The organism is Acidisoma cellulosilyticum (assembly GCF_020621385.1).
GTDB classification, from domain to species: Bacteria; Pseudomonadota; Alphaproteobacteria; order Acetobacterales; family Acetobacteraceae; genus Acidisoma; species Acidisoma cellulosilyticum.
Map to the genome: position 1 here is coordinate 145,555 of NZ_JAESVA010000008.1, position 21,350 is coordinate 166,904.

Genomic DNA, 21,350 nt, shown 5'->3' on the forward strand with positions numbered 1-21,350 from the left:
CCTCGCCTAAACTTCGGCCGTGAACTGAAGCCGGGCGAGACGCGCGTAAAGTGCGCCTTGTTCCATCAATTCCTCATGCGTGCCGGTCGCGACGATGCGACCAGCCTCAACCACGACAATGCGGTCGGCGCGCCGCACGGTCGCCAGGCGATGCGCAATGACGAGAGTGGTACGGCCTCGAGACAGGGCCATAAGGGCTGTCTGCACAGCCAGTTCCGACTCTGCGTCCAAAGCACTGGTTGCCTCGTCGAGAAGCAGCACGGCCGGATCCCGCAGAATGGCGCGTGCAATGGCGATACGCTGCCGCTGCCCACCGGATAGACGCACCCCCTTCTCGCCAAGATAGGTGTCATAGCCTTGGGGCAGATCGTGAAGGAAGTCGGCATGCGCGGCGTGGCCCGCGGCGCGGACCTCGTCCTCCGTCGCGTCCGGACGCCCGTAGCGGATATTTTCCCAGGCAGTGGTGCTAAAAATCACGGGATCCTGCGGCACGATGCCAATGCGGCTACGCAGGTTGGATGGCTCGACCTGGGCGATGTCCACACCATCCAGACGCACAACTCCACTCTCGGGGTCATAAAAGCGCAGCAGCAGCTGGAACACTGTGGTTTTTCCCGCACCTGAGGGACCGACCAGCGCCACTGTTTCGCCCGGCTCCACGATGAGAGAAAATCCTGAAAGGGCCGGTTGTTCCGGTCGCGCCGGATAGGTGAAGCCGACGTTTTCAAATGCTACCCGCCCCTCAGGCCGGAGCGGCAGTAAAGCCGGCTTAGCCGGCGCTGTGATGGATGGCTGTTCATCCAGCAACTCGCTCAGCCGCTCGGCAGCCCCTCCAGCGCGCTGCAACTCCCCCCACAACTCACTCATCTGCATGCCGGAACTTGCGACCAGAACAGCGTAGAAAACGAAGGCTGAAAGGTCGCCACCACTCATCCGACCGGCGATCACATCGCGTCCGCCGACCCAGAGGCTGAAGACGATCGCACCAAAGCCAAGCAGAATCACGACCAGCAGGAGCGTCGCGCGCGTGCGTATCCGGAGCAACGCCGCATTCACCGAATGCTCGACATCCGTCGAGAATCGGGCAAGGTCGGCCGCTTCATGTGTAAAAGCCTGAACGGTGCGAAGAGCGTTGATGGTTTCCTCCGCATAGGCGCCGAGATCGGCGATACGGTCCTGCGCTGCACGCGAAAGCCGTTTTTCCCGGCGACCGAACAAGACGAGCGGCGCCACAACAAAGGGGACAACAAGCACCACGAGGCCGGCCAGCTTGGGGCTCGTCACCAGCAGCATGGTAAAGGCACCGACTAGCAGAAGGCCGTTTCGAATCCATTGCGAGATCGCCGAGCCGATCAGCGCCTGCAGCACCGAAATATCCGCCGTCAGGCGGGTTAAAATATCGCCCGTGCGCGCCGTTTCGAAGAAGGCTGGCGACAGTGTGAGCACGCGCTGGAACATGTCCCGCCGAAGGTCGGCCGCCACGCGTTCCCCAAGCCAGGAGACAAGGGAGAAGCGGATAAAGGTGGCGCAGGCAAGTGCCGCGACGACCAGGAACATCGCGAGAGCCGCGCCGTTCAGATGGGCCATGCTGCCATTAGCGAAGCCTTTGTCGATCAGCCGGCGCAGACCCTGCCCGAGAGCCAGAACCAATCCAGCGGCGATCAGCAGTGAAGCAGAAGCGCCAACGACTCTGCCCAGGTATGGCCGCAGGTACGGCAGCAAGAGCGCCAGTGAGGTTATCCGTGTGGCCTTTAGCCTCGGCTTAGGGGGCAAGCGGCTTGTCCTAGTTGTGTGGCAGCTGAGATTAGGCCCTCGGTTCTACCACACATCCAATAAAACGCTCCTAGCGGCACGTTTCTGAGCCTCATGCGGCGGAAACGCCCCGCATCGACACGGCCGGCACACATTGCATCAGGGTTCGCCACACTGACTATTGTCAGCGCAAAACTATTTTTCTGATAATCAAATAAAGCAAACAATCTATCTTTGACGCCGGGGTAGTTATTCGACAGATTTCTTTTCAAGTGAAGGGGTGAGTAGGCCCTGAGGTCGGGCTAAGGCAACATCCCGAGGTGACGCAATACCGCTTCAATCGCCACGCGTCGGTTACCTGGACATGGGCTGCACCGTCTTTGACGGCTTTGGGGGCTGAGCTTAAGGCTCATGAGGACGCTATTGACGCCATCGTATACAACGGTTTTGAACGGCACTCTTAGGGCAAATGGACCGCGGGCGCTATCTGTCTATCCCGCATCCTGGCTGGGGTGAGGTCACGATAACGCAGCATCGCGCGATTGCGCGTGCACTCAGCGAACACGATGCCAAGGCTGCGGTCGCGGCCATGCGCGACCATCTCGATACGTCACTGCAAAACACGCTGAGCATTGTCGAAGCGTGCTGATCGCTGCCCCTCAGGAAAAGACGATTTCGCCTTCCATCTGAATGACACGCGCCACCAGTGACGCACGATTCTCGACGCCGAGCTTATCGAAAATCCGCATGACATGGGTTTTGACCGTGCCGAGCGAAATACCGAGTTCGTCGGAGACATCGTGATTGGTGCAGCCTGCGCGCAGAAGACCGGTCACTTCAATTTCACGCCGCGTGAATTTGAAGGATCCGCTGAGATGCGCCGTCAACCTCTGGCTGCGCAGCCGGGGGTGGGCGGCGAGATTGAATTCGATGTAGGGCTGCATCGCTTCCGCGAAACCGAGCGAATCGGCACAGAAGGGCGGGTCTTCCGGAGACTTGAGAACACCGAGACCCGCGAAGGGGCGATCCCCGTTCCAGAACATGAAGTCCAATACGTCGGAAATGCGGCTTGCCTCAAGATAGGTTCTGTAATGGGCGAATTCGGCGGGTGACGCCAGAACGTGATCCTGCCTCAGCGTCGCGACGCGTTTGCCGGAATTGACCAGCCGGGCAATGTTGAGCGGGTCAAACGCCTTCATGCCGCCCTGGTATTGGGGGAAATTCGCGCCTGTATATCCGTAGTGTTCGACGTCCTGCATCTCCTGCCGATTGTCGATCCAATAGAAGATCGAGCATGATGCGCGCAGCGCTTCATGCGCGAAACGGCGAACTTCGTCGATCCGCGCATCGGGAGGCTTGGGATTCAGACGCTGATCCTGCGGCATGGATGACCTTCCAGGTGGTCATTCCGCTATGCAGGTATCATACCAAATTTACTGAATTACGCTTTTACCGCGTCGGGTAATGGCAAGCCGCCAAATGACCCTCGGCCATGGGCAGCAAGGGCGGCTCCATATCCGCGCAGGTCTGCGTCGCCTTCGGGCAGCGTGTGCGGAAACCGCAGCCACTCGGCCGGTTCGACGGGCTGGGGATTTCCCCGCGCAGCACGATGCGCTGCCGCTGCTTCTCCCGCACCGGGTCGGGCACCGGAGCGGCGGAGAGCAGCGCCTCGGTATAGGGATGCGCCGGCTTGCGATACAGCCTGTCCCGCGGCGCGGTCTCGACGATCTTGCCGAGATACATGACGGCGACACGGTCCGAGATATGCCGCACGACGGAGAGGTTATGCGCGATGAAAAGATAGGCCAGGCCGTGCCGGCTCTGCAGATCCTTGAGCAGATTGAGCACGCCAGCCTGCACCGAGACGTCCAGCGCCGAAACAGGCTCGTCCAGCACCACGACATCGGGGTTGACCGCAAGCGCCCGCGCAATGCCGATACGCTGGCGCTGCCCGCCCGAAAAGGCGAAAGGATAGCGCCCGGCCTGTTCCGGCAGAAGCTGCACGCTCGCCATCGCCTCCGCGACCCGCGCCTCCTGCGCCTGCCGATCCAGCCCCAGCATCCGCAAAGGCTCGGCGATGATGTCGCGCACGGTCATGCGCGGATGCAGACAGGCATAGGGGTTCTGGAAGACGAGCTGCAGATGCTGGCGATAGGGCCGCATCTCCGCTGGTGAGAGCTTCGAGAGATCCTGGCCCTTGAACAGAATACGCCCGCTGCTGGGCTTGCCCAAACGCAGCACCGCGCGCGCCAAAGTCGATTTGCCGCAACCGGATTCGCCGACGAGGCTCAGCGTTTCGCCGGCCGCGAGTTCGAAGGACACATCGGCGACCGCGCTGATACTACCGACCTTGCGCTGAAACAGCAGGCCTTTCGTCACCGGAAAGTCGACCCGCACACCCTCGACTTTGAGCAGCGGTGCGCCCGCTTTCACGATGCCCGTTTGCATGAGATCAGCGTCCATCATCGCCCCCGATCATGGGCAGATCCTCCCCCGCCCGATGGCAAGCGGCCATGGATTGGCCGAACCATTGGAAATCCGGGTCACGCTCCGCACAGAGAGGCAAGGCGAAGGCGCAGCGGGGATGGAACTGGCAACCGGGGGGGCGGGCCGCGAGCGACGGCGGCGTGCCCTCGATCGCATGCAGCCGCGCGATCGTGCTGTCGATGGACGGCACCGCCGCCAGAAGCCCTGCGGTATAAGGGTGGCGCGGCCGGCGAAATACCGCCTCGATCTCGCCCCGTTCCGCGATCCGGCCAGAATAAAGGATCGTGATCCGGTCAGCGAGACCGGCGACTAGGCCCAGATCATGGGTAATCAGCACGATCGCCAGCCCCTTCTCGCGGCGCAGGCGGTCGAAAATCTCGACGATCTGCGCCTGGATGGTGACGTCCAGCGCGGTTGTCGGCTCATCGGCAATCAGCAATTCGGGGTCATTGGCAACGGCGATCGCTATCACCACGCGCTGGCGCATGCCTCCTGAGAATTCATGCGGATACTGGTCGAAGCGACGCTCGGGCATCGGGATCGAGACCAGGTCCAGCAATTCCAGCGCGCGGGTGCGAAGCGCGCGGCGGGACAGAGACGGATTGTGCAGCCGCAGCGCCTCGGTAATTTGCGCGCCCACCGTCAGAACAGGGTTGAGCGCCGTCATCGGATCCTGAAAGACCATGGCGATACGCCCGCCGCGGATCTTGCGCATCTGCCGCGCCGGCAGGTCGAGCAATTCCTGTCCGTCAAAGCGGATCGAGCCCGTGACCTGCATATTGTGCGGCAGCAATCCCATGACGGCCAGCATGGACAGGCTTTTGCCTGAGCCTGATTCGCCAACCAGGCCCAGCACTTCACCGCGCGCGACTTCGAAATCGACATTCGACACCGCGACTCGCTCGCCGTCCTGGCCGGGGATCGCGATGCGCAATCCACGCACGTCCAGGATATTGTCGCGCTTCTCGCTCATGTGGAAACCCGCGAGCGGGGGTCTACGAAGTCACGCACGCCGTCACCCAGAAAGTTGAAGGAGAGGGAGACCAGGAAAATAGCGAGGCCCGGCCCCATGGCGATCCACCAGGAATAGAAGCTGCCGGCGCCTTCAGCGATCATCTGCCCCCATTCCGGGGTCGGCGGCTGCGCGCCCAGGCCGATGAAGCTCAAACCGCTGGCGAGCAGAATGACCTGGCCGACATCCATTGTCATATTCACCAGGATCGGGCTCCAGCACAGCGGCACGATATGCTTGAACAGGATGCGGCCGGGCATGGCACCGGACACGACGGCGGCATCGACATGATCCAGGCCTTTGACGTTCAGCACCTGCGCCCGCATCAGCCGCGCATAGATCGGCCACCAGACGATGATCAGCGCAACCGCCGTATGGACCAGGCCCGGCCCGAGCGAGGCGGCAATCGCCATCGCCAGCAGGATCGGCGGGAAGGAGAGGGTGATATCGGCGAGGCGCATGATGGCGCTGTCCAGCAGACCGCCGACGAAACCGGCGACCGCGCCCAGCAGCGTGCCGATACTGACGCCGACCGCCAGAACCAGCGCCGCGATCGTCAGCGAATAGCGTGTCCCATACAGCGTGCGAACCAGCACATCGCGCCCCAGCGCATCGGTGCCACACCAATGCTCCAGGCTCGGCGGCTGCAGGCGGCGGCCGGCCAAAGCGATCGGGTCATAGGGCGACCACCAGGGGATGGTGATGGCGATGACAATGGCGGCCAGAATGATGACGGCGCCGAGGATGACGGGGGCTGAGCGCCAGCTCACGCGCCCGGCGAAACGGCTAAACAGCCCGCGTCGCAGCCCGACAGCGACGATGGTATGGACGGACATCGCGGTCAGGCCGCCGACCGCATGCGCGGATCGACCGCCGCATAGGCGATATCCGTCAGCAGATTGGCAATCAGGAAGCCCAGGCCACCAACGATCGTGACGCCGGTAATGGCCGGGTAGTCCAGCGACCGGGCGGCGTCGACCGCGTAGGAGCCGATACCGGGCCAGGAGAAGATCGTCTCCACCAGAACCGACCCCGTGATGAGATAGGCGAAGGTGAAGCCGAGGATCGTCAGTGCCGGGATCAAGGCATTACGCAAAGCATGGTTAAAAAGGACCCTGCCCTCACCTGCCCCTTTTGCACGCGCCATGGTCACGAAATCCTGGCCCAGCACGTCCAGCATGCTGGCACGGACCATGCGCGCGACAATCCCGGTGACGGACCAACCCAGCACAAGCGACGGCAGAATGAGATGGCGGAAGGCATCGACGAAACCATCCCAATCGCCGGCCAGCAGCGTATCGATCAGCATGAAGCCGGTCACCGTATTCGGCGGATCGGATCGGATGTCGAGCCGACCCGGTCCGGGCAGCAGATGCGTCTGCACCGAAAAGACGAAGAGTGCCAGAAGACCTAGCCAGAACATCGGCACGCAGGAGCCGAGCAGCGCGAACAGGCGTGCGGCATGGTCTGCCGGCGTATCGCGGAACTGCGCGGAGATGACGCCGAGCAGAATGCCGGTGACGGCCCCCACGATCATCGCGCAGATGACCAGTTCCAATGTCGCGGGCAGACGGTCGGCCAAATCGTCAAGCACCGGCTGCTTGGTTCGGAACGACGTGCCGAGGTCACCATGGGCAAGGTTGTCGACATAGATCAGGTAGCGTTGCGGCACGGATTTATCCAGGCCCCAGCGCGCCTTGGCCGCCGCCACGATATCCGGATTGTCGAGCGCCCGGGCGCCGATGATCGAAATCAGCGGATTGCCCTTGGTGAACTGCGCCAGCACGAAGGTAGCCGTGACGATGCCCAGTATCAGGAACGGCATGAGAATGAGCCGCTTGAGAATGACCCGGAGCATCGCCCTATTCGCCTTAGTGCTTCACAATCTCGGCCAAGGGCAGGTTGCAGCAGGCGCTATAGCGCATGCCGCTGATATCCTTGGCGTAGGCGAGAACGAGATCAGGACTGACGATCGGCAGAATGATCTTATCCGCAATCATCTGCAGGCCGATTTCCTTGTAAGCAGCTTCCTGCGCCGGGCCGGCCGCGGCCAGCGCCTTGTTGAACGTGGCGAGTTCAGCCGCGCCATCCAGCCCCGGCGTGGTGCCGACACCAGCGCGCTTGCCCCAGGGCATGCCGGCCATCATGCCGAAATACTGGGCATATTGCGCACTGCCGAAGTAGTCAGGCGCAAAGAAGCCGATGGTGAAAGGCACGCCGGGGCTGTCAATATCACCGGCCCAGACATTGAAGGTCTCAGGCTTCAGAACCAGGCTGACATTGATCTTGGCCAGATCCTGCTGCAGCTTCTGGGCCAGCAGCGAAATGTCGATTCCATAGACATCCATGGCCGGGAATTCGAGGCCGATCTTGAAGCCGTTCGGATAGCCGGCCTTGGCCAGCAGCGCCTTGGCCTTGGCGACATCCGTCACCGGCGCCGGCAGATCGGCCGTGCCGGGGAAGCCGTTCGGGATGGCGGAAGGCTGCAGATTGCCGGCCCCGCCAACCGTGAAGTCGATCGCGCCCTTATAGTCGATGGCGAGCGCCATCGCCTCACGCACGTCATGGGTCAGCGGCACCGGCGACCCCTTGGCGATGGGGCTGAAGGCCGCATAGACATAGTTGTACGAAGGCACGGTCGTGAAAACGATGTTGGCGTCATGGATCGTCTTGGCCGTATCGGGGTCGATCTGCATCGCGATATCGGCCGCGCCCGACTGCAACATCTGCGCCTGCGTCACCGCGTCCGCGGTCTGCTTGATGATGACACCGCTGACCTGTGCCTTCTTGCCCCAATAGCTGGCATTGCGCTTCAGCCGCAGCGCATCATCGGCCTTGTAGCTCTGCAGCGTAAAAGCGCCGCTGCCGGCGGAATGCGACAGAAACCAGGTATCGGCGGTGTCGGTCGTCGATGCAGTGTCGGCGTCATTGGCGCCATGGGCCATGGCGAGCTTGCTGTTGATGATACCGACATAGGTCGCTGACAGAATGCCGAGAAATTCCGAATTCGGCGTCTTGGTGGTGATGACCAGCGTATGCGGGTCCTTGATGTCGATGGATTTCAGGCTATCCATCAGATAGGCAGCGCCACCCTTGATATTCTTCAACCGTTCCAGCGACCATTGGACGTCGGTCGCCGTCACGGGCGTACCGTCCGAGAAGGTCGCCGCCGGATTGAGATGGAAGGTGAAGGTCGTGACGTCGGGGCTGACCTCCCAGCTCGTCGCCAAATCGGGCACGATCGTCTTGTTGTCGGGGGCCAGCGTCAGCAGCGTATCATAGACCGCCGACAGATAGATCTGGCAGGTATCGCAATAGGCGCGGGCGGGATCGAGGGAATTGAGGTCCATGGCGCGCGCGACCACGATCTCGCTATCGGCCGCGCGAGCCGCCCCTGCGGTCGCCAGCGCGGCGCTCGCGCCCATGATCATCAGGGAGGCCGCAGAGAACAGACCGCGCCGCCAGATATTTCCAGTCGCCATCATCAAAGACTCCGTTGGTTGACGTCGTGGTCAGGGTTTAGGCGTCAGTCAGTCGTGAGCCGGAGCGACCGCGCGGGCCGCCTTGAAACCGTGTTCCGCCGCGTCAAGCGCGCGGGCGATATCCTCTGCCGTATGGGCCGCCGAGAGGAACATATTGTGCAGCGGATGGAAGTAGACGCCCTGCTGGATGGCCGCGGCGCAGAAGGCAAAGCCTTTGCGGTGATCTGCATCGTCATCGAACAGCACCATCGGCATCTGCACCGGTCCCGTCTGGCGGATGGGCATGCTGTATTGCTGGCTCAAGCCTGCCAGCCCGTCGCGCAGCGACTGGCCCAGGCGCGTCATATGGCCGACGCCGTCATCGCGCCGCAGCACCGTCAGCGTTGCGACCGCCGCCGCCATGGACATCGCCGAGCACCAGAAGGAGCCGGTGGTGAAGATCGAGGATGTGGCGTCGCGGAAGCGGTTATTGCCGGTCACGGCCGCCAGCGTGAAACCATTGGCGATGGCCTTGCTCCAGGCCGAAAGATCGGGCTTTACGCCGACCGTCTCCCAACTGCCGCCGAGGCTGAGGCGGAAGCCGGCACGGACGTCATCGACGATCAACGCCGCGCCCGTCCTATCGCAGATCGCACGCGCAGCCTGCGCGAAGCTAACCGTCGGCAGATGCTGGTCCTGACCGTAATCGTGCTGGAAGGCGCTGACGATGATGCCGGCGAGATCGTCACCGGCCTCCATCACCGCCGCTTCCAGGCTGGCGATGTCGTTATAGATGTAGGTGATTATATGGGCGCGGTCTTCGGTGGTGACACCAACGAGAGAGGGCGAGCACCAGGGCACGGCGCCATGATAAGCGCCTTTGGCGACCAGGATTTTCCGGCGCTTGGTGCCGGAGCGCGCGATGGTGACGGCCGTCGTCGTCGCATCCGTGCCGTTCTTTTGGAACTGCACCCAATCGGCATGCGGTACGATCTCAACAAAGGTTTCGGCCAGCTCGACCATTGCTTCGCTCGGGCCGTTCAGGCAATCGCCCTGGTCCCATTGGCGGCGGGCAGCAGCATCGACTTCCGGATGGTGGTGGCCCAGGATAATAGGGCCCCAGCTGCACATGAAGTCCACATATTCGTGGCCGTCGACGTCCCATAGCCGGCTGCCGGCGCCGCGGGCGAAGAATTGCGGATAACCCTCGGGCAGTGCGACCGCGTTCATATGGCCCCACATGCCGCCGGGCACGACGGCGCGCGCGCGTTCGCGAAGACTGGAATCGCGAGAGTTCGTCAAGCTGGACATGGGGTTCCCACTGCCTATTGGTCCGGGGGAGCCTAGGCAGAGCGGGATGGATCGCCAATCAGCCGAAAGTAAGACATCGGGATTTGCCGAGGGTCTGAGGCGCTAGACCTCTCCGGGGTCTTCCAGTTCCACGCTCAAGGCCCGCAATTCGCTCGTATAAGGATGCTGGGTGCGGCAGGCGCGCAGGTCTGCGGCGGAGATCGTCTCCACCAGATTGCCGTCCTGCATGATGGACTTGCTTCGGAAAAGTGTAGAGCTCCAACTGGCATAGAGGAGTTACCCAGCTATGGCACAACGGTTCACGCAGGAGTTTGAGGGCGAACCGGTTCGACTGGTTCGGACGAGTGGGCAGACGCGCCGGGAGATAGCGAATGATCTCGGCGTCGGCTTGTCGACGCTGACGCGATGGGCGTCCCGCAGCCGGGATCTGGAGATAGATGATCCGAAACGGCGGCAGCCCTGCGAGGATGCGGCGGCGGAGTTGAAGCGGCTGCGCCGTGAGAATGAAATCCTTCGCCAAGAACGCGATATCCTCAAGCGGGCCAAGGTTTTTTTCGCCAAGGCGGGAAGACTGCATCGCAATCTTGCCTTGGCCGCACCCCGCCGGGCTTTTGCCATCCGACGTCCGGATCCTGGTCTGATCTGTCACTCGGATCGCGGCAGCCAATATTGTTCCATTGATTATCAGAGCGAGCTCAAGAAACATGGCGCGCTGATCTCTATGTCCGGCAGAGGCCATTGTTATGGCAACGCCATCATCGAGACCTTCTTAGCCTCCCCACCCCGGCAACCTGACAGTACCTGATATTCCTATAGTACTCGCGCGGTAGGATAGTACCTAGATGATCCTAACACCTCTCGTATTGAAGACAGGATCAAGCCAGACGCTGTCGCCGGAATAGCGATTCCATAGGTCAGGCGGCAGGACCGTCGTTCGTTCGTTGCGGCGCACGGTGCGGCCCACGGTGTGTAGTCCCGGCGTGCCCAACCGGGCGTCGAACTCCTGCGTCTCGAAGAAAATATTATCGAAGTCGTGCAGAAATGGCTCAAGCCCAAGGAAATCATAGACGGCACCAATGGCAGCGCCGGGGTCTTCCGTCAACGTTTCGTAGCGCAGCAGCAAAAGGCGGTCAGACTCGTCGCTATGCATTGCCTCTTTCACGGCATTATAGGCATAGCCAACCATGCCGCTGCGGCTGGCAAGACCTTCTGCGCGAGAATAGACGCTGCCGGCCGTGTCGAAATCGAAGATCTTCGACAATTCCCATCGATTGGCGCGAACAAGCCGTTCGACGCTATCGATGATCCAGGCGATGTTGCGGACGCAGCAGATGACCTTGGCTTGCGGAAAAAGACCTGCGATCATATGCAATTTGGTGCACCAAAGACGATTGGTATCGATGACCGTTTGGCGCGGGTGAATCGCCTCATAGTAATTATCAAAAAGACCGCGCAATACCGCTTCCCGCTGACGATCGTCGATGAAGACGGCGGTCTCATTCCCTTGGCCCATCTCCCGCATCATAGCATTCGTCATGGAACCAAGCGGGCTGGTGATGCCTGCGTGGATTATCGGATTTTGTAGAAGCACTGCCGACAGAAGGGTCGAGCCTGAACGTGGGAGCCCCGAGATGAAGTGAATACCTTTATCCAAGTGCGGTTCCTCAAAGACTGACGCTTTCCCCGTGGAAAGTGTCAGTCTTTTTAATCCTAGGCGGCGGCGGCAGTCGAATGAAAGAGCGTTGCGGCACGCTGATGCAGCCGATTCAGTATGTGCTTCGGCACCTGCCGGCGGGACTGCGCTCGTGGGATGTCCATCTCCCGGATAGGCTCGACATTGGGGTAAAGCGCCTCATGCTCATGCCAGTTGTCGAAGCCCATGCGGTCCACGTTATCGACAAAGGTTTCCGCTGGGACGCCTTCAGCGAGGATCAACCCGTGGTCCGCTAGCTCGACGTGATAATAGGTGAAAGTCTCGGGCAGGTTAATGAGACGACGAATGGTCGCACCATTGGCAAGCGCGCCCGCTTGGATGAGAATGCCGTCGATGAGTAATGCATGGTCGGGCGAAACGAAGAGATCGCGCGCTGGGAGATTGTCGCCGAGGGCCCCCGCCATCACGCGAATCGGGTAAATCTTCAGCGGATCGGCAAGCAAATAACCAGCTTGCCCTTCTCTTCCGTGAGCATGGAGCGTGCGGTGGCCTATCCAGAGGATTGGCTGTTCAGCGCCCTCAGATGTTGTGACGAGATCGCCGATCTGCAGCGTTTCGACACATCGCTCTCCACTAGGCGTGGCGATGTGGGTGCCTTCCAGAAAACATTGCACTGAATCGATCACGACAACGCCATTGCCACGCGAATCAAGCACGGCTTCGGTCTTCGTTGCGGTTGGCGATATATATGATCCGCCCCCACCCCCTCCATAGGTGAAAAATCCGGCACCACCACCACCGCCACCATCACCACCGCCGCCGCCGCCGCCGCTGGCACCGGGTTTGGAGCCACTGCCACCTCTACCCGCATTGATACCGCCGCCGCCGGCATGACCGCCAGGAGCAAGATTGGCATTTCCTCCGGCGCCGACCTGACCAGCGCCGCCGCCGGCGCCGGCAATTAAAAGAATCGCGCCCGTTGTCGCATCGAAAACTTCAGTGGCGCCGCCGCCACCGCCAGCAAGATATCCGTCAGCGCCCGAGCCACCAACGGTTATGTCAAGAACATCGCCCGCATTGAGCGTGAAATCACCGACGATTTCGGCACCTTCGCCACCTTGATTGCCGTTTTCTGATGATGCTCCGCCATGGGCGCCGACGCCGGTAATTCGATAAATCCCGGTGGTAGTAACCGTAACTTTCTGCGTTACCTCATCATCATAATTGAAGGTTTCGTCGCTTTCGAGAGAAGGCATATCATTACCCCAAAATGAATATTCAATTATGATGACTAAAAGCCGATATCGACCGTTCCTGCCAAATCTACCTCATTACGCTAATCCGAAGGGCCAATTTGATAGAATATCGCTGTCAAACTAATCTAATTTATCATGCGTTACTGTATAAGAATAATCAATTAGGCAAGTGGTCAAAAGCCACTTTGATAAACTGCACAATTGTAACGAATTGTGTCTTTGCGCCGAAACAGAACGGATTTACCGATTGACACTACATTAAGTAAGATGAACTCTCGATCGGAACGAGGCCGAAAGTCTGCTTTGCGACTGCAAATATTTATATTGATTAATCAAATATTTAGCAATTAAATTAAGATTGCGGCAACCGAATGGGGCTGAAAGCCACATAGCATTTGTTCAATTTGGCGATCCTTGGAACCACCGCGATGCCTGCATCCCGGGAGCAAAGTCATTTTGCGAGGCGTCGATCTCTCCTGCGGGGTAGCTATCAACAAGAAAGCTCCAGTGTAACCGGACTGGACTTTGTATCTGCAGTTAATATGCCCTGCTTTAGGCGTAGATAAAACTGGGCAAATTCACTAAAGGCCGATTTTTTGGCAAAATCTGTGCCATACGAAATGACTCGTCGTTTGGATGCATCAAAAAAAGAATTTTCACCGATTAGCAATAAACCTGGATCAGTCGGATGGTTGCGTTATAGAGAGTAATTCTAAAGAACTAGATTTTTTGCGTAGTTTGCGAGAGTCAGTCCAACTGACCTAGACCCTGTTGAAGATGCCCCTTTAAAAGGGAGTAAACAATTTGGTCAGACAGCTATCCAATCGGAAAGATCTCCCTTTCGGCGACATGAGAGGGGGCAGGGAATGGTTGCTCAAGCTCGAGGCCCAAAGCGGCTGAGGAGAGGCGGAGACGATTGAGGTCGGCAGGCTCGAACGACGAGTTGTTGGGCTCACGGCCGAGGAGATCGGCTTGACGCTGGCCGAGGGGAAGCACCTGCTCGATGAACTGACGCGCCTGATCTTGCAGACTTATTCATCACCTATGCCCGTATGAGCCAAGACTGTATGCAGCTTAGGCGGCAGCCGGATAACCGGACCCGCAAAGTCCAGACGCTGTTAGGCGCCATCACTGTTGACGCGCCTCGGATCAGCGCTTGCCCGCGCAGGAACGACTGGGGTTTCACGGAAACGCCATCACACCTTGCTTAATTTTTCAGAGAAACAGAAACGTTTATGAATTGTCTTGTCGTATCATTAGCAAAATGTTGTAGTACTTATGTAATATAAGCTATTTGATTGCAGACCGGCTTTGGGTTTGGTGGATTTGGCTTGCTTGAATAACGACTGAACGACATAGTCAGTTTATCAACATGCTTAAACGCGAAGCGAAGCTCGGAGGTTGACGGTGGCAACTACTCAGTGGACCGACGGAACTGACAACTGGGACATCGCCGCCGATTGGTCGGGCGGAACGGTTCCAGGGGCGTCGGATGACGTGGCGATCTCTGAGGGGGCTCCAGAGATACTCTCGAACGTGGCACCTGTGCGCTCAATTGAGATTGATGATCCGGGAACTCTCATCTTTGCAGACGGCGGATCAGTCAGTGTCGGCCAGAACCTCGGCAATAGCGGGCAACTGCTGGTTGACGCTGGTGGTTCCACCGGGGGTTCGCATCTGACGGTTGCCGACACCCTGACGAACAGCGGCTTTATCCAGATCGGCAATACCGCCTTCGGTAACCAGCCGACGGCCTCGAGTGCCGTGAGCGCCGGAGCTTTGGACAATACCGGGTCCATCATCCTCGAAGGCAGCGCCACGACTTCAGCGGCGCTCACCGTGGCAAGTGTCGCCGGCTTTGGCACCGTGGGTGAGCTGACAGGCGACGTCAGCCTGTCCGGTGATTCCGATATTAGTTTCAACAGCGGCGAGATCAGCGCGATCGAAAGCGATGCCTCGCTGGTGCTGGTCGGCGCCGATGCCTTCATCGCAGATGCCGCTGCGACCGGAGGCAACAGCGCCTTGACCGGCCTGTCCAGCAATGCCGGCACCCTCAATCTCGAAGGTGGCGCGACCATCGCAGCGGTCGGAAGTCTCGACAATACCGGCGTGATCGACGTCGATCAGAACGATTCCACCGGGGGTTCGCTGCTCACGGTTGCCGCTACCTTGACGAACAGCGGCTTTATCCAGATCGGCAATACCGTCTTCGGCAATCAGCCGACAGCCTCCAGTGCCGTGACCGCAGGGGCTTTGAACAATACCGGCTCCATTGTCCTCGAAGGCAGTACCACGACTTCTGCGGCGCTCACCGTGGCAAGTGCCGCAGGCTTTGGCACGGTAGGTGAGCTGACAGGCGACGTCAGCCTGTCAGGCGATGCCGATATCAGTTTCAACAGCGGCGAGATCAGCGCGATCGAGAGCGATGCCTCGCTGGTACTGCTCGGCGCCGATGCCTTCATCGAGGATGCCACAGCGACCGGGGGCAACAGCGCCTTGACCGGCCTGTCCAGCAATGCCGGCACCCTCAATCTCGAAGGTGGCGCGACCATTGCAGCAGTCGGAAGTCTCGACAACAGCGACACGATCCTCGTCGATCAGGAAGGTTCCACCGGGGGTTCGCATCTGGCGGTTGCCGATACCCTGACGAATAGCGGCTTTATCCAGATCGGCAATACCGCCTTCGGCAATCAGCCGACAGCCTCGAGTGCCGTGAGGGCGGGGGCTTTGGACAATACCGGGTCCCTCGTCCTCGAAGGCAGTACCACGACGTCAGCGGCGCTCACCGTGGCAAGTGTCGCCGGCTTTGGCACCGTGGGTGAGCTGACAGGCGACGTCAGCCTGTCCGGTGATGCCGATATTAGTTTCAGCGGCGGGGAAATCAGCGCGATCGAGAGCGGTGCCTCGTTGGTGCTGCTCGGCGCCGATGCCTTCATCGAGGATGCCTTCATCGAGAATGGTCAGGCGAGCGGAGGCAACAGCGCCTTAACCGGCCTGTCCAGCAATGCCGGCACTCTCAATCTCGAAGGTGGTGCGAGCATCGCAGCACTCGGAAATCTCGACAACAGCGACACGATCCTCGTCGATCAGGAAGGTTCCACCGGGGGTTCGCATCTGGCGGTTGGCGATACCCTGACGAACAGCGGCCTTATCCAGATCGGCAACACCGCCTTCGGCAATCAGCCGACGGCCTCGAGTGCCGTGACCGCAGGAGCTTTGAACAATACCGGCTCCATCGTCCTGGAAGGCAGTACCACGACTTCTGCGGCGCTCACCGTGGCAAGTGCCGCAGGCTTTGGCGCCGTAGGTGAGCTGACAGGCGACGTCAGCCTGTCCGGTGATGCGGATATTAGTTTCAGCGGCGGGGAAATCAGCGCGATCGAAAGCGATGCCTCGCTGGTGCTGCTCGGCGCCGATGCCTTCATCGCGGATGCCGCGGCGACCGGAGGCAACAGCGCCTTGACCGGCCTGTCCAGCAATGCCGGCACTCTCAACCTCGAAGGCGGCGCGAGCATCGCAGCAGTCGGAAGTCTCGACAACAGCAACACAATCCTCGTCGATCAGGAAGGTTCCACGGGGGGTTCGCATCTGGCGGTTGCCGACACCCTGACGAACAGCGGCTTTATCCAGATCGGCAACACCGCCTTCGGCAATCAGCCGACAGCCTCGAGTGCCGTGACCGCAGGAGCTTTGAACAATACCGGCTCCATCGTCCTGGAAGGCAGTACCACGACTTCTGCGGCGCTCACCGTGGCAAGTGCCGCAGGCTTTGGCACCGTAAATGAGCTGACAGGCGACGTCAGCCTGTCCGGTGATGCGGATATCAGTTTCAGCGGCGGGGAAATCAGCGCGATCGAAAGCGATGCCTCGCTGGTGCTGCTCGGCACCGATGCCTTCATCGCGGATGCCACGGCGACCGGAAGCAACAGCGCCTTGACCGGCCTGTCCAGCAATGCCGGCACCCTCAATCTCGAAGGTGGCGCGACCATCGCAGCAGTCGGAAGTCTCGACAACAGCGATACGATCCTCGTCGATCAGAACGGCTCCACCGGGGGTTCGCTGCTGACGGTTGCCGATACCCTGACGAACAGCGGCTTTATCCAGATCGGCAATACCGCCTTCGGCAATCAGCCGACAGCCTCCAGTGCCCTGACCGCCGGAGCTGTCGCGGGCAGTGGGCAAATTGACCTCGAAGGAGTCGGCGCGACGGTAGCGCGTCTCTCGGTGTCGGGCGCAATCGCCGCAGGGCAGACGATCCTATTCGAGGGTTCAAGTGCTCTTCTGGAGAGTGCTGACGCGGAGGAGCTGAAAGGCACGCTCAGCAATTTCGCTATCGGTGATAGAATTGACCTCACGGCTGTTGCTTTCGATGTGAATGGATCTGCTAGCCTTAATAGTACGACGGACGTTCTCACGGTCACGGAACATGGTGTGGCGTATAATTTCCAACTAGCTGGAAATTATACGGGCGACGAATTTGATCTAACGTCTGACGGTGCAAGTGGAACAAACATCGTTGTCGCGGTTTGCTATTATCCCGGCACGAGGATCGGAATACCGCATGGTGAGATGGCGGTAGAAGACCTAAGTATCGGCGATACCGTGCAGACGGTAGATGGTCCTGCCATGGCGGTGAGGTGGATCGGCCGCAATACAGTCTCCACCCGTTTCGGCGATCCACTGCGGATTTTGCCCATTCGCATCAGGGCAGGCGCACTTGGAGAGGGCCTTCCCAGACGCGATCTCTTGGTCTCTCCTGAGCACGGACTGCTGGTCGATGACATCCTGATCCAGGCCGGAGCGCTGGTGAACGGCGTTTCGATTACCCGCGAGAGCCAGGTCCCCGAAACCTTCGTCTATTATCACGTCGAGCTGGCGGAGCATGCGCTGATCCTGGCGGAAGGAACCGCGGCGGAGAGCTTCGTGGACAACGTCCACCGCATGGCGTTCGACAATTGGTCTGAACATGAGGCGCTATATGGTCAGGCACCGATCGCCGAGATGGCTCGTCCGCGGGCGCAGTCCCATCGGCAGGTGCCGGCCAACACAAGGATTCGCCTCATGGCGCATGCCGAGGCCCTTTTCAAAAAAAGAGAGATCGCCGCGTAGGACCGGTCAAGCATGCATATTCAAACGCGTGCGCCCCGAAGCGCTCTCTAACCTCGATCGCTGCCTTGATGAGAGGCGCTGCCGATGCGGTGTAACCCGGCGAGGTAAAATGGGTGCCGTTATCGGTGAGGACGGTGTAAATCTTGTATGGCACAGCGGCGACGAGATGGCGCAGGAAGTCAGCAGCGGTGCTGCGTGCGACCTTCTCATGCATTTCCACGAAAACGAATTTCGATATTCGATCGATTACGACGAGAAAGTAGAGCTTGCCCTGCGCTGTCCGGACTTCGGCAATGTCGCTATGAAACTAGCCGATCGGATAGCTCTTCAATTTGTGTTTGGCTGACGTCTCACCCTCGAACTCCGGCAGTTGAAAAGCAACGATGATTGCCTCTTCCTCGACCGACAGCACCGTCGATCTGGCATTCTTCGGGCCGGTCGGAATGTCCTGGACTGACGCCCGGCGCTTCCACTTAGAGCAGATCACAGTCAGATGGAATCATCTGGCTGTGTGAAGATGCTCGCCTGATTCAGAACTCGACATGCGCCTTGAGGCCGAGCACGACGGCGTTCGGAATATCGGTCTGCGCATTCGGGTGAATGACATATTGGAAATCCGGCATCAGATTGACGCCGCGATAGACGTGAATGTCGTAATTGGCTTCTAGGATTTCCTCGTTGGTCTGAACCCCCGTGGCCGTCACGCCGGTGTCGCTGTTAGTATAAGGCAGGCCGAATGCCTGATCCAGCCGCTCGGCGCTGGTCAATTGACCGCTCACCTTTTGGTAGATGAACAGCAGGCCGATGCTGTCCTGGGGTCGGACCTTCCAGAAACCCTGATCGACCAGACCGGCAAAGGCCTCGTCCTGATAAATGAGCGTATCCGGATTGCTGTGCATATAGCCGGCCAAGCCGATCAGCCCGGCCTGGTCGCCCTCGCCTTGACGGATCAGCATCTGATCGGCCAGCGCCCAGAACTGCCAGCGATTGCGCTTCTCGGGCCCGGCCGTGCCCGGCGTGTCGCTCTCGAAGGCGGCATAGGGCGCGCTGTTATAGCCGAAGCCGAGCTTGTAATGGCCGATGAGGTGGTCAGGCCCGAAACTCGGCTCCCACGCCGCCTCCACCGGCACTTCGACGCCGTTATATTGGCTGGCGTCGATCTGCCAACCGGTGCGATCCTGCGGCACGCTATAAAGGTAGGGATCGACGCCGAAGGCCCCGGCCTGAATATAGGTATCGGTGGTCGGCTTCACCCGCAGGCGGCCGCCGAGCGTCGCATCCGGCCAGGCGGAGAAGCCGTCATTACCGCCGGACAATTCCTTGGGGTTGCCGCAAAGGCCGTTATTCATGAAATTGCAATTGAGCGGGGAAGCTGCGAAGTCATTCCCCACCGGAAAATAGCCACCGGCAATATCCAGGCGGCCATTCAGCAAGGCTTCCTCACCATAGATATAGACGAGGTGGAAGGCGACATTGCCGCCGGCGCCGTAGATTTCCTGCACCGGCATCAGATTGTCGCCAAAGGCGGCGCTTGTATTATTCCCGGCCCGATTGACGATGACCATATGGGTCGAAAAACCTTGAATGCCGGCCAGCTTTTGCCAATCGATGTCAAGCTCCAGCGCGCGCTGATCCGCGTAATCCAGCGCCCGCCTGGTCCCGCCCGCAACATTGCCGGCGCTCTCCGACGTATAGTCAAGCAGCAGGTTGATGCCGAGACGGCCAAGATCGGTACGGACGCCGCCCCAATCGCCGAAGAGATGTTCCGGATTGGCGAAGCTGTCCGCAGGAGTGGATTGCGGCGCCTGCGCGGATTGCGCGAAAGCGCAGGCCGGCAGAAGAGCGAGACCGGTCAATGTGGAAAGCAGCCCGCCCGCGAGCCAGCCTGTGCGCTTGACCATTCTCTCAACTCCACCGTCTTCATCGGCATAATACACATCAGATTGATAAGGACGGTGACGCTGCCCGGTCAACTACCCCATCGCTGCCTTCAGTATGACGGCCGCGACGCTCTCGGGATGTGACAGCATCACCACATGGCTCGCTGAAATCTCGGTCGTCTCAGCACCGATTGTCTCCGCCATGGCTCTTTCCAGCGAGGGCTGAATGGCGCCATCCTCTGACGCGACGATATACCATGATGGTTTGATCTTCCAAGCCGGCGCGGAAATATTGCCGCCGAGAGACTGAACATTGGCCGGTGTCTGCGTCGCATACAGAACCAGCTTTTCGGCGTCGGTCAGATCCTGCGCGAAATACTTGAAGACACCCTCTTGGGTAATTTTGAGATAGCCATGCGCGTCCGGCACCAGGCAGGCGCCCAAAGGTGTGGGCGCGGCCGAAGCCCCGAGCGAGCCCGCGGACTGGCCTTCGTCGGGCGCGAATGCCGCGACATAGACCAGACCAGCGACCTTTGCGTCCAGGCCGGCTTCGCTGATCACCGAACCGCCATAGGAATGACCGACCAGCAGGGTCGGCCCTTCCACCAATGCGAGCGCGCGCTCTACGGTTGCCACATCATCGACCAGTGAAGACAACGGAAGCTGAACTGCTGAAACGTTTAAGCCCTTCTGCGCCAAAAGCGGAATGACTTTTGACCAGCTGGACCCATCGGCCCAGGCCCCGTGAACAAGGATGACATTCGCGCAAACACTCATATTTTTTCCAGTTCTGTATTCAAGCTCAAGCCAATGGCCTGGTCAGGCGGTTCGGCGGAAAAAGCGGGATCGATTGTCGTCGGCGCCAATCGCTCGGGGTTTCACCCAGACAGCGGCGAAACAATCGGCTGAGATGCGACTGGTCCGAAAACCCACAGGCCGTCGCGATGATCGCGAGCGACTCTTCCGTCGTACGAATAAGCGTCTTCGCCCGCTCCAACCGACGTTGCTGAAGATAGGCATGCGGTGGGCAGCCGAAACTGGCCGTAAAGGCGCGCGAAAAATGACCGCGACTTAGCCGGACGGCGTCTGCCATGCTGTCAACCGGCAAAGCGGCGTGCAGGTTGTCTTCCACGAAGTCGCGCACCTTGCGCATCTGCCAAGGCAGCAGCGCGATCGGCTGCGCTTTCCGACGCAGCGTGACTTCGCGGCGCAACGCGGATATGGCAGCCGTCGCTTCCTGCAGGATCACGTCGATACGGTCCGGCGATGCCTTCGCACCACGAAGGGTCTGCTCGAAAAGCTGAACGAGCGCATCGACCGGCGTCAGGCTGGGACCTATCGATACTGGAAGATATTCCAAGTCGCTCACCACCCGATTACCATCGGTGCCGGTCTCACGATCACCGCACCGCAAGGGAGAGTGCCAGC

Annotated in this window: 16 protein-coding genes and 2 pseudogenes; 3 read left to right on the top strand and 15 right to left on the bottom strand. The window is 60.0% G+C overall.

Annotation, left to right across the window (positions count from 1 at the left end; genetic code table 11):
- Nucleotides 1–6: 6 nt before the first annotated feature.
- Nucleotides 7–1,773 carry an ABC transporter transmembrane domain-containing protein gene (locus ACELLULO517_RS20685; RefSeq protein WP_319796443.1) on the bottom strand — a complete coding sequence of 589 codons (1,767 nt, stop codon included), beginning with the start codon at nucleotides 1,771–1,773 and terminating at the stop codon, nucleotides 7–9.
- A 448-nt stretch (nucleotides 1,774–2,221) separates the two neighbouring features.
- Here ACELLULO517_RS20685 and ACELLULO517_RS20690 point away from each other — a divergent pair, with 448 nt between their 5' ends.
- The gene (locus tag ACELLULO517_RS20690) at nucleotides 2,222–2,401 is read left to right on the top strand and encodes an FCD domain-containing protein (protein WP_227309318.1); all 180 of its coding nucleotides are present in this window, start codon (nucleotides 2,222–2,224) and stop codon (nucleotides 2,399–2,401) included.
- A gap of 10 nt (nucleotides 2,402–2,411) precedes the next feature.
- Here the strand turns inward: ACELLULO517_RS20690 and ACELLULO517_RS20695 are convergent, their stop codons facing one another.
- From ACELLULO517_RS20695 to ACELLULO517_RS28735, 8 genes are all read right to left on the bottom strand, one after another.
- The gene (locus ACELLULO517_RS20695) at nucleotides 2,412–3,137 is read right to left on the bottom strand and encodes a helix-turn-helix transcriptional regulator (protein ID WP_227309319.1); all 726 of its coding nucleotides are present in this window, start codon (nucleotides 3,135–3,137) and stop codon (nucleotides 2,412–2,414) included.
- 64 nt (nucleotides 3,138–3,201) lie between these two features.
- Nucleotides 3,202–4,218 (bottom strand): ABC transporter ATP-binding protein, encoded by a 1,017-nt coding sequence (locus tag ACELLULO517_RS20700; RefSeq protein ID WP_227309320.1) that lies wholly within the window; start codon nucleotides 4,216–4,218, stop codon nucleotides 3,202–3,204.
- Complete coding sequence (locus ACELLULO517_RS20705; RefSeq protein WP_227309321.1) at nucleotides 4,205–5,212, bottom strand: ABC transporter ATP-binding protein; 1,008 nt, start codon at nucleotides 5,210–5,212, stop codon at nucleotides 4,205–4,207. Before ACELLULO517_RS20705 ends, ACELLULO517_RS20700 begins: the two co-directional genes overlap by 14 nt.
- Nucleotides 5,209–6,087, bottom strand: coding sequence for an ABC transporter permease (locus ACELLULO517_RS20710; protein ID WP_227309322.1), 879 nt, complete (start codon nucleotides 6,085–6,087; stop codon nucleotides 5,209–5,211). Before ACELLULO517_RS20710 ends, ACELLULO517_RS20705 begins: the two co-directional genes overlap by 4 nt.
- 5 nt (nucleotides 6,088–6,092) lie before the next feature.
- The gene (locus ACELLULO517_RS20715; RefSeq protein WP_227309323.1) at nucleotides 6,093–7,109 is read right to left on the bottom strand and encodes an ABC transporter permease; all 1,017 of its coding nucleotides are present in this window, start codon (nucleotides 7,107–7,109) and stop codon (nucleotides 6,093–6,095) included.
- A 13-nt stretch (nucleotides 7,110–7,122) separates the two neighbouring features.
- On the bottom strand, nucleotides 7,123–8,736 hold the full coding sequence (locus ACELLULO517_RS20720; RefSeq protein ID WP_227309324.1) for an ABC transporter substrate-binding protein: 1,614 nt from the start codon (nucleotides 8,734–8,736) through the stop codon (nucleotides 7,123–7,125).
- Nucleotides 8,737–8,781: 45 nt separating this feature from the next.
- The gene (locus ACELLULO517_RS20725; RefSeq protein WP_227309325.1) at nucleotides 8,782–10,023 is read right to left on the bottom strand and encodes an aminotransferase class III-fold pyridoxal phosphate-dependent enzyme; all 1,242 of its coding nucleotides are present in this window, start codon (nucleotides 10,021–10,023) and stop codon (nucleotides 8,782–8,784) included.
- 102 nt (nucleotides 10,024–10,125) lie between these two features.
- Nucleotides 10,126–10,251: a hypothetical protein gene (locus ACELLULO517_RS28735; protein ID WP_264481588.1), complete on the bottom strand. Its 126-nt coding sequence runs from the start codon at nucleotides 10,249–10,251 to the stop codon at nucleotides 10,126–10,128.
- A 58-nt stretch (nucleotides 10,252–10,309) separates the two neighbouring features.
- Between ACELLULO517_RS28735 and ACELLULO517_RS20730 the strand changes: the two are divergent.
- A pseudogene (locus ACELLULO517_RS20730) lies at nucleotides 10,310–10,792 on the top strand (transposase); the annotation flags it as partial.
- Between the two features lie 69 nt (nucleotides 10,793–10,861).
- Here the strand turns inward: ACELLULO517_RS20730 and ACELLULO517_RS20735 are convergent.
- Together ACELLULO517_RS20735 and ACELLULO517_RS20740 are read right to left on the bottom strand one after the other, a co-directional pair.
- Nucleotides 10,862–11,677 carry a sulfotransferase family protein gene (locus ACELLULO517_RS20735; protein WP_227309326.1) on the bottom strand — a complete coding sequence of 272 codons (816 nt, stop codon included), beginning with the start codon at nucleotides 11,675–11,677 and terminating at the stop codon, nucleotides 10,862–10,864.
- A gap of 56 nt (nucleotides 11,678–11,733) precedes the next feature.
- Nucleotides 11,734–12,933, bottom strand: coding sequence for a Hint domain-containing protein (locus ACELLULO517_RS20740; RefSeq protein WP_227309327.1), 1,200 nt, complete (start codon nucleotides 12,931–12,933; stop codon nucleotides 11,734–11,736).
- A gap of 1,407 nt (nucleotides 12,934–14,340) precedes the next feature.
- Here ACELLULO517_RS20740 and ACELLULO517_RS28960 point away from each other — a divergent pair.
- Nucleotides 14,341–18,042, top strand: coding sequence for a Hint domain-containing protein (locus ACELLULO517_RS28960; RefSeq protein ID WP_227309328.1), 3,702 nt, complete (start codon nucleotides 14,341–14,343; stop codon nucleotides 18,040–18,042).
- Between the two features lie 100 nt (nucleotides 18,043–18,142).
- Here the strand turns inward: ACELLULO517_RS28960 and ACELLULO517_RS20750 are convergent.
- From ACELLULO517_RS20750 to ACELLULO517_RS20765, 4 genes and pseudogenes are all read right to left on the bottom strand, one after another.
- Nucleotides 18,143–18,520: pseudogene (locus tag ACELLULO517_RS20750) on the bottom strand (DDE-type integrase/transposase/recombinase); the annotation flags it as partial.
- A gap of 52 nt (nucleotides 18,521–18,572) precedes the next feature.
- The gene (locus tag ACELLULO517_RS20755) at nucleotides 18,573–19,943 is read right to left on the bottom strand and encodes a carbohydrate porin (protein ID WP_227309329.1); all 1,371 of its coding nucleotides are present in this window, start codon (nucleotides 19,941–19,943) and stop codon (nucleotides 18,573–18,575) included.
- A gap of 72 nt (nucleotides 19,944–20,015) precedes the next feature.
- On the bottom strand, nucleotides 20,016–20,699 hold the full coding sequence (locus ACELLULO517_RS20760) for an alpha/beta fold hydrolase (protein WP_227309330.1): 684 nt from the start codon (nucleotides 20,697–20,699) through the stop codon (nucleotides 20,016–20,018).
- A gap of 25 nt (nucleotides 20,700–20,724) precedes the next feature.
- On the bottom strand, nucleotides 20,725–21,291 hold the full coding sequence (locus tag ACELLULO517_RS20765) for a helix-turn-helix domain-containing protein (RefSeq protein ID WP_227309331.1): 567 nt from the start codon (nucleotides 21,289–21,291) through the stop codon (nucleotides 20,725–20,727).
- Nucleotides 21,292–21,350 lie beyond the last annotated feature (59 nt).